At 38.7% G+C, this 9,398-nt stretch carries 4 protein-coding genes, 1 other RNA gene and 4 pseudogenes; 6 read left to right on the top strand and 3 right to left on the bottom strand.

The features are described from left to right. Positions 1-290: 290 nt before the first annotated feature. Positions 291-1,361 carry a DUF3900 domain-containing protein gene (locus J7I96_RS11900; RefSeq protein WP_214922803.1) on the bottom strand — a complete coding sequence of 357 codons (1,071 nt, stop codon included), beginning with the start codon at positions 1,359-1,361 and terminating at the stop codon, positions 291-293. 499 nt (positions 1,362-1,860) lie between these two features. Here J7I96_RS11900 and J7I96_RS11905 point away from each other — a divergent pair. The 3 pseudogenes from J7I96_RS11905 to J7I96_RS28805 form a co-directional block, all read left to right on the top strand. Then, a pseudogene (locus J7I96_RS11905) lies at positions 1,861-2,546 on the top strand (amino acid permease); the annotation flags it as partial. Between the two features lie 522 nt (positions 2,547-3,068). Next, positions 3,069-3,560, top strand: a pseudogene (locus J7I96_RS28800) (protoglobin domain-containing protein); the annotation flags it as partial. Positions 3,561-3,848: 288 nt separating this feature from the next. After that, positions 3,849-4,319, top strand: a pseudogene (locus J7I96_RS28805) (methyl-accepting chemotaxis protein); the annotation flags it as partial. 324 nt (positions 4,320-4,643) lie between these two features. On the opposite strand, the gene tatA reads toward J7I96_RS28805, so the two are convergent. After that, on the bottom strand, positions 4,644-4,850 hold the full coding sequence (tatA, locus tag J7I96_RS11915) for a twin-arginine translocase TatA/TatE family subunit (protein WP_214768185.1): 207 nt from the start codon (positions 4,848-4,850) through the stop codon (positions 4,644-4,646). Between the two features lie 347 nt (positions 4,851-5,197). On the opposite strand from tatA, the gene ssrS reads away from it, so the two are divergent. The 3 genes from ssrS (at position 5,198) to J7I96_RS11930 (ending at position 7,563) form a co-directional block, all read left to right on the top strand. Then, a non-coding RNA gene (gene ssrS / locus J7I96_RS11920) (6S RNA) lies at positions 5,198-5,385 on the top strand. Positions 5,386-5,707: 322 nt separating this feature from the next. Further along, on the top strand, positions 5,708-7,075 hold the full coding sequence (locus tag J7I96_RS11925) for an MFS transporter (RefSeq protein WP_214768186.1): 1,368 nt from the start codon (positions 5,708-5,710) through the stop codon (positions 7,073-7,075). A 299-nt stretch (positions 7,076-7,374) separates the two neighbouring features. Next, entirely contained in the window at positions 7,375-7,563 is a 189-nt protein-coding gene (locus J7I96_RS11930) for a hypothetical protein (RefSeq protein WP_214768187.1), read from the top strand. Between the two features lie 149 nt (positions 7,564-7,712). Here the strand turns inward: J7I96_RS11930 and J7I96_RS11935 are convergent. Continuing rightward, positions 7,713-9,070: pseudogene (locus J7I96_RS11935) on the bottom strand (IS1182 family transposase). Positions 9,071-9,398: the final 328 nt, after the last annotated feature.

Consider the following 9,398-nt stretch of genomic DNA (forward strand, 5'->3'; position numbering starts at 1 on the left):
TATACAGTCATGCCAAGAGTTAATGATCGAAAGCGTGAAATCGAAGATGACGTGCAGGATGTGTATCAAATAACCTAATGTTTAGTCATTAACGAAAAGACAGTGAGCAAAGATTCGCTCACTGTCTTTTTGATTCAATATTCTAATTGTACTTATTAAAGGAAACCCTTATTAACATGTTTTAGAGCATAAATTTGATCACAAATTTGATCACACAAACGATCACATACCCTTATATGGCACAGTTTTAATGATCACAACAATGATCACAAATCATAACCATTCCCTGTTTACTCCCCAACACTTTTCCTACTAATCCGCTCCACAATCTCCATCAAATCATCCGGCTTATGAAACTCAATCGGCGAAACGCCTTTATCGAACTCTATTGTATTCGATTCTATCATCAATACATACTTCCCATTAATCTTTCCTAAATGGATGCTTTCGCCAAAATCGGCTAACATTCCTTTGATGGATGTACTGCCAAGCTTCATTCGCAGTTCGGCCTCAGGTGTATGCTCGACAATCTGGGCTGTGGCTTCGACGACCTGATGGGTTTCAAGGCGTTCCTGGATTTCCCGCTTATCGCTCGTTTCCCAGATTTCCAGGTCCTGTTCGAACTTCTGCAGTTCGTCACTGTTTTCTTCGAATTGTGCGGATACATGTTCATGGACCATATGGATGACCTGGTTTTTCATGATTTCCGGCATCGATTCGCCATATTCGACGAATTTCAAGAAGTCCTCGAAGTAGCGGGCATGTGAGGCCTGGTGGATCTTCAGTTCGCCTTCTTCGACCATACCTTCTTCGGGCATGTAGGGGTATTGGATGGATTTCATATTTTTAGTGGTGATAGCCATTTCAACGTGCCTAATCAAGGTCCGTTCATCTGAAATGGAAGCAACTTTCGGCTCGAAATCACATTTTAATAGGAAAACGAACGGTTCATCAAGATATTTCGTTAATTTTGCCGATGCGATTATGAAGACACCTCCACGGACGGCACTTGTATCAATATAAGACCGCGTGAATTGTTCATTTTCCTCTTGGAATTCTTGTTTTGTTTTTGCATATCGAACACGGTTAAATACATTGTAATTAGGGTTGGAATCAAGTGCATGTCCTTCTTCAACAATAAAAGAACCAATTTTTGTCGGTATTTGTTCAGTTTTTGGATGACGGTCGACTTTCCGTTTGGAAATCTTCATCAATTCCCCATCCAAAAAATCCTTTAGAGGACTTTCTTCGTATTCTTCTGTATCAAGAGTTTGGAAATGTTTAAAACGCTTATCAGCCTGATCGCCTTTTCCTTCGACTTGGATTAAATAAAAAGACAGATAGGTAATTGCAAAATCCATGAATGTCACCTTCTTCAATTATTAAGCATAATTCCCGTACTTTTTTTAAGACTTAATAAGTATAGTGATGTACTTTGATTCCGTCAAACTATTGGTGCATGAATGATCAGAATAATATTGGAGTATTATTTCTTAATAATACATATACAAAAATAAAGAATGATCCAATATTGGATTAATTAGAACTTTTACAAGAAAAATTAATCGAAATACTCCAATAGCTCACTTTAATGATATTAAAATAATGAATTGTTAATCCTTCTTCGTTAAATATTGAGACTCCTGTTGAATATTAGGACTTACCTTCCAAAGGAAATTCAAAAAAACAGAATTTTACAATAATAAATCATTGACGGAGGAAGGGGTAATGTGTATAATTTGAAAGTCGGAAAATTCAGTAAAAGTAGAAATTTGTCGAAATTCCTTCGATATAAATGGTAAGTGAATTTATTTGTCTGTAGTTTTCGGAATAGTTTATAAAATTTACGGAGGAAAGTACATGAGTATTTTTAGGAAGAAGTCCATTGAGGACTTGTTGAAAAACGCAGGGCGGTAAGGGATTGAAACGGGAACTAGGGGCTTGGGATTTAACGATGCTAGGAATTGGAGCGATTATTGGGACAGGCATATTTGTATTAACAGGTACTGGTGCAGTGAATGCTGGCTCTGTACTTTCAATCTTTCGTCATTGCTGGGCTTGCCTGTTTATTCGCTGCACTTTCTAATGCGGAATTTGCAGCTTCCGTGCCGGTATCCGGTTCGACTTATACGTATGCTTATGCAACTTTAGGTGAATTCGCCGCTTGGATAATCGGATGGGATTTGATTTCTGATTACTTATTGACTGTTAGTGCGGTATCGGCCGGGTGGTCGGGCTATTTCCAATCATTTTTAAGTGGATTCGGAATTAACTTTCCGAAAGAATTGACGGCAGCACCGGGTTCGATTGAAGGAGTCACGACTTATATGAACTTGCCGGCCTTTTTGATCGTCATGGCGATTACCTTTTTGATTTCCGTAGGTACGAAACAAACGACCAGAATCAATAATATAATGGTCGTTATTAAAGTGATTTCCGTAGCGGTCATCGTTTTACGTAAAACAAGACCGGATATGAAGCGAGCTTTTTATTGTCCGGCAGTACCGCTCGTTCCTGGCCTGGCAATCGTTTTTTGTGTATTCTTGATGATTCAGCTAGGGAGTCATACATGGATAAGGTTTTTAATCTGGATGGCGTGAATTTCTTAAATCTTGTGAGGGTTTCGTAGAGATGTAAAAAAACAAAAAATATAAACTAGTCTTATTCAAGAGTTCGAAATATGTAAAGCCTACAGTTTTTCTTAAAAATATATTCCAGTTTGATTGGAACGGAAGGTACGAGAATCCTGGAGACCCCACAGGAGCCAAGAGCGCCGAGGAGGCTCCACGGACCGCGAGAGGAAAGCGGGTGCCTGAAGTGGAAATCAACGTTCATCTTCTATACTCTCCGAAAAGAAGTATACGGTCTGAGACATTCTTTGGAGTGTCTTTTTTTTGTTTGGACATAAATAGTTCATAAGTATTGTGTGAAAGAAGAAAATTTCTCAAAGTGAATTAAGATAAACAGACTTTATGTCGAAATAGTATATATGGACTAAGAAATTGGGGTGCAATTTAATCATGAAAAGAATATGGAGAAATAAACAGAAGATAGATTCTATAGACTATATGCAATATAAAGAACACGTCGGTATCAATATCAGGGAATATCCGAGCGTATTGAATCAAGTGGACATGATTCATTTGACCATCGAGGATTTGTGCATAATTCGTTCTTTACAGGAACAAGTGAAGGAACATTTGACACAAATTGTAGGGAATTTTTATAAAAATCTAGAAAATGAACCCTCTTTAGTGAAAATCATTAAGGACAATGGTTCTGTTGATAGGTTGAAAAAGACACTGCATCGTCATATGTTCGAAATGTTTAGCGGAACCATCGATGATGCGTATATTAAACAGCGTTATATTATCGCACAAGTACATGTGCGAATTGGACTTCAGCCAAAATGGTATATGAGTGCATTTCAGGATTTATTGCAATCATTGATCATTCATGTGATTTCCAACATAAAAAATATTGAGCAATATCAAGATAACATCCTGGCTGTCACTAAAATTTTTAATCTGGAGCAGCAAATAGTTTTAGAGGCATATGAACTTGAGAATGAGAAGATTCGCCAAAAAAACTTAGCAGAAAAAGAGACGATTAAACTACAGGTCAATCATAATGCAGAGGAACTGGCAGCAATCAGTCAAGAGACCAGTTCAGCAACTCAATTAATGGCAAATAAGGTAGGGGAAATTCATGATTTCACTCAAAAGGGGTCCGAGATTGCCATACATGCAGAGGGGAAGTCAAATGAGGGAGTCGAACTGTTACAGGGATTAGAGAAAAGATTGGTGAAAACGCAGGAGCAAATGACGAGCATTTCAAAAGATATGGAGCAGCTTTCCAATACTTCAAAGGAAATTGAACGAATTGTCACGATCATCACTTCAATTGCCGAGCAAACGAATTTGTTGGCGTTGAACGCAGCGATCGAAGCGGCAAGAGCTGGTGAAAATGGTAAAGGATTTGCGGTTGTGGCTGGTGAGGTAAGGAAGCTATCGGAAAATACCAAGGACTCGGTATCTGAAGTAGTGAAATTGGTTAATGGAATCGCTCATTTTACCAACGTCATGAACACGTCAATTTCCATGGTTAGCGGGGAAATTACTAAAGGTACGAAACAAGGAAAAGAAACGGGCATATTTTTTACTGATATAGCAAAGGCCATGCTTTCTGTAAAAGAGCAGAATATTAAGATCACCAAGGAAATGACAGAGCTGAATGAAATATTCGATGAAATTAATGAAGCGTTCAATCAAGTGGCCGTTTCCTCGGACCAATTGACTCAATTGACGATGAACTTGTAATGAAGTTGAATGGTTTTACAGAACAGCTTTATGGGCTCGTTTATATTTTAATAAACAACTCGATAGAATATTTTAAAAACCCCCAAAGCGGTCTATAGAATATGAACAAACTATAAAAGGGATTAAAATCACTTCCCGATGGGTGCCGTTAACGGGCTGCTCAATAAATCACTTGATAAAATATAAGTTTAATGTTATATTAATAAAGCGATGAGCTAATTTGTGTAAGTCGAAGAACAAGCTTTTAGCTAAACGTCGGGATGTGGCCTGACGGTTCTGCGCCACAAACGCATCAAAGACGCCTGCTGCGTGCAGGCGTCTTTTTCATTTTAACGATTCTTTTTTTGCAGCTTGTACGTCATCTTTGAATTCCTCTTGTATTTCTTCTGTTATTCCCTTGGTTGCATCTTTAAATTCCCTAAGCGAGGTGCCGACTGCCCGTCCAATTTGAGGCAGCTTGTTCGGTCCAAAAACGATTAAAGCTAAAAGAAGGATTAAAATTAAACCGGGAAAACCAATGTTTGAAAGCATAATCAGTCACTCCAATCAAATCTATTAGTTAATATTATAGACTCCTTCCATGTATTTGCAAATGGTATTTAGGATAAATTATAATGTTAAACATCCGATGATCTTCGCAAGGCAAACACTTTCAATTCCGTCACCATTTTATCTTGCACACTCTATCTTAAAGTATTTACTTCCCCAAGTATGATATTCCTTAAAAAGATATCAATGAAAGCTGGGGACGGATAGTGAATTCAGAGTGCCATTTGACGTATTGGGCATGGCTACACAGCTTAAAGTTCGGATAAAATTTTTTGTTGCATGGGAATGATTAAACTTGCAAGTTTGAAGATATTTCGGTATTATAACTATACAAGCTGCGTTGTTCGTAATGATAATTAAGTTTTAACCTTTAAGCTGTAATAGGGAGTTTTATATTGAAACAGGAATGTTATGCCTCGTCACTGACTTGGACAACAGGAATGCTTCTGCAAACACCCACTTTGAGGAGTGGTGGTTTAAAACTTTCTTACTTGAATACGGCAATGGCGGCTTACTACATTAATAATTAGAAACCAGTTCCGTTAAGGGACTGGTTTTTTTGTGTTTTACGGTTTGGAACGTTGAAGGGCGGATGAAAAAGGAAGTTATCAGAAATCGCAAATACCAAGTAAATAACCTGGTTATGTGAAGTTTTCACGAATTATGAATAATATGTGAAAGTTTTTATTGAAATATCAGATAATTAGCATTTATAATAACAATTAGATAACTTAGTTCACTATTTGTATAAAAAATGGAGTCAAATATTTTTTGGAGTATTTAGTAAGCGCTATCATTCGGATGAAATTACTGCAGCACCTAGAGAGGAGAAAAATTTTATGGCTAAAATTAATACGACCGAGGTAATTAGCAACAGTAAATTTAACCGCTTTCATTTCGGATTGCTGGCATGGTGTTTTATCATTATCCTTTTTGACGGCTATGACCTTGTCGTTTATGGAACAGTTGTCCCCTTATTGACCGAGGAATGGAACCTTTCTTCCGTGGAAGCAGGGGCTATGGGCAGCTACGGTCTATTTGGAATGTTGTTCGGGGCCATCTTCTTTGGTACATTAGCAGATCGGATTGGCAGAAAAAACGTAATCGCGATTACACTTATTTTATTTAGTTTATTTACGCTTTTATGTGGATTTGCGGATACGCCTACGATGTTTTCGACTTTCCGATTCCTGGCGGGATTAGGGCTTGGGGGCATCATGCCGAACGTCATTGCCTTATTGACGGATTATGCACCGAAAACGATGAGGAGCATGGTCGTTTCAATCGTTTTGTGCGGTTACTCATTCGGAGGGATGCTTGCGCCGATACTGGGCATCCTGGTTATGCCGACACTTGGTTGGGAATCAATATTCTGGTTTGCCGGAATACCCTTGGTATTTTTACCCTTCATGATGAAACGTTTACCAGAGGCTTCGACCCATCTGATCAGAATTAACAAAAAGGAAGAACTGATCAGAATATTATCCAAGGTAAGTCCGGAAAGTAAATTCGATATCAAGGACGAACTTGTGGAAGTGAAAAAAACAGAAGCCGATATGCCGATTGTTGGATTGTTTAAGGATTCCCGTGCTCTTAGTACTTTAATGTTCTGGATCGCCTTTTTCATGTGCTTGTTGATGGTATATGGGTTGAATACATGGCTTCCGAAGCTAATGATCGAGGCAGGGTATGCTCTGAATTCAAGCTTAGGTTTCTTGATCGTCCTTCAAGGCGGCGCAATCGTAGGCACGCTTATCATCGCTAAACTTTGTGATCGTTATGGTTCCAAGAAAATGCTTGTGCCGATGTATGCGCTTGGTGCTGTAAGTTTGACGCTATTGGGAATGGGGGGAAGCTCATTTGTGATTTACACATTGGTAGCGATTGCAGGAGCCTGTACCATTGGTGCCCAAAACCTTGTACAAGCCTATGTTTCCCAGTACTATCCGCCAAATATTAGATCGACTGCACTAGGGGTGGCATCTGGTATCGGAAGGATAGGCGGTATGCTTGGGCCTATACTCGGCGGATTTTTATTATCCATCTCGCTGCCCATCCAATTGAATTTTATTGCCTTCGCCATTCCGGGTCTCATTGCTGCGGTTGCCTTATCATTCGTTCCAGTGAAAATAGCTTATTATAAACATGATCATTTGGAACCAACTGAAGAAATGGTCGAAGAATCCAATAAAATGAACGTCTTGTGAACTACATGCATGAAATGCAGTGCTGGGATACCCTCGCTTCATTTCATGCCTATTTGTTTTATTTTTCCTTTTTTTGTTGTAATGAAATGGCAAAATAACAAGAAATAGCTTAAAGGTATTCCAGGAATTGTTTGGCGTGACCTACTTTTGAGAAAAGTTGCTTAAATGTTCATAATTTCGCATTATGAGTCACTTTTAATATAAGAAATACATGTTAGAATGATGGTACGGATAATTAATTCTCCCTTGAAGTGGAGCGAACTAGAAATTAATCTCATCTTTTGTGAGGAGTCAATACTTTGAAGATTTTAAAACATGTAATTTTTTGGTTATGCATTATAGGGACATTATTCTCTATGATTTATTTCTTTGTAGCGGACATTCCGTTATATGTTAAATTGTTAGGCGGAGCCATCATCCTTTATCTCGGTTATGATCTTATAACTGAATCAAGGAAAAGAAAGCGTAAAGAAGCCTTGGAATCTTAATCCTTATATTCAATAAAAAACCCTCTTTGATAAGAGGGTTTCAGTTTGTAGACAAAAGGGGTTCGGAATAAAAAAATTCTGAACCCCTTTTGAAATTCCCTTTAAATTTTTGCCTAGAGTTAAGAGATTGGGCTCTTCGAGCCACTATGTTAGGCCATTTTTGGACCTCGCCACATCCAATTGGCCATCTTCTTTAAATTAATGGCAGCGAAAGTAAGCATCGCCTGCATCGACAATTTTTTAAGTCCCCTTAAAGTAGTCCAACGCATACCATGCTTTTCTTTTGCATCGGCGAATACACGCTCAATCGTTTCTTTACGCTTCGCATATATAGGTTTTACATCTTGATGATGACGCAGATGGTCTGCTTCTTCCACATGTGTTTGCCAGATATGCCGTGTCACCACTTTTTGACCGTCTTTGCTTTCTGTACACCGTGATAAAAATGAGCATGTTGCACAGATGTGTTTGGGGGATTTATACTCGCGATAGCCCTCTTTATTTGTTGTTGAGTACTTTAATAGCTCGCCCGAAGGGCAAAGGTAACAATCAAAATGTTCATCGTATACATAGTCCTGTTTGCGGAAAAATCCTTCTTTAGTGCGAGGACGTATATAAGGTAAAGCCGGTATGATTTCTTTGTTAAATAGGTAGCTTGTAATCGCTGGTGTTTTATAAGCTGCATCTGCGGCAACGGCTTCCGGTTTTCCAACTTTCTCAATCACTTGTTCAACTAGTGGCTCTAAGATCTGGCTGTCATGTATATTTCCAGGTGTTACAATCGTTCCCAATACAAAACCGTTACGGTCTGCGGCCGCGCGGAATGAATAGGCAAACTGTTTTGTTCGTTCATCTTTCACATAGTAGCCACTCTCAGAATCCGTTGTACTTTCTTTAATCTCTTTGGTCTCTTCTTTATCAAATTTATCTGGTGGAAAAGGCTTTTTTCCATGGTTTTCACGATCTTGATTGATTTCTTCTTGAAGACGTCCTTGATACGCTCGTGTTTCTTTACGAACGATTTTCTTTTCAAATTTCCGCTTATTCGCACTGGCCTTCACATGTGTGGAATCCACGAAAACGTGTTCAGCACTTATTAACTTTTTATTAGCAGCTGTCATTAAAATGCGATAGAAAATCTGTTCAAACAGGTCTGTATCTTTAAAGCGTCGCTCATAATTTTTCCCGAATGTGGAGTAGGAGGTACTTTATCATGGAAACCATAGCCTAAGAACCAACGGTAAGCCATATTGGTTTCAACTTCTTCAATCGTTTTACGCATGGAACGAATACCGAAGGTATATTGAATGAAAGTCAGTTTAACTAAAATAATGGGATCTATACTTGGGCGTCCTCTCTCTGAATACATATCTTTCACCAAGTCATAAATGAAAGTGAAGTCAATGGCAGCCTCTATTTTGCGAACCAAATGGTTCGGTGGCACCAGTTGATCTAAAGTAATCATTTCAAGTTGATCTCGCTGAATAGAATCATGTTTAGAAAGCATCCTCATCACCTCAAGTTTTAATACTTCTATTTTAAAACAAAAATGACTCCAGGCAAAAGGTTCTATCTAAAAGGTAAGACAAAGTTGATTGGAACGGAAGGTACGAGACTCCTGCGGGAAAAGCGAGTCCAGGGGAGACCCCGCAGGCGCAAAGGCGCCGAGGAGGCTCCCGGATCGCCCGCGGAAAGCGAGTGCCTGAAGTGGAAATCAACGTCCAAATTTGTACAAGCAAATAAAATGAAGACATAATGACTTTCATGTCCAGTTTTCATGTTCATTACAGTAAATGTTTTCTAGGTAATCATTCCTTTTCTATGCGAACTCCTTA

The organism is Bacillus sp. ISL-78, from assembly GCF_018613455.1.
Classification (GTDB): Bacteria; Bacillota; Bacilli; order Bacillales; family DSM-1321; genus Peribacillus; species Peribacillus frigoritolerans.

Bases quoted from the DNA above. Each gene is read 5' to 3' on its own strand.
- J7I96_RS11900 (WP_214922803.1), bottom strand. From the start codon at position 1,361: ATGGATTTTGCAATTACCTATCTGTCTTTTTATTTAATCCAAGTCGAA.
- tatA (WP_214768185.1), bottom strand. From the start codon at position 4,850: ATGCTTTCAAACATTGGTTTTCCCGGTTTAATTTTAATCCTTCTTTTA.
- J7I96_RS11925 (WP_214768186.1), top strand. From the start codon at position 5,708: ATGGCTAAAATTAATACGACCGAGGTAATTAGCAACAGTAAATTTAAC.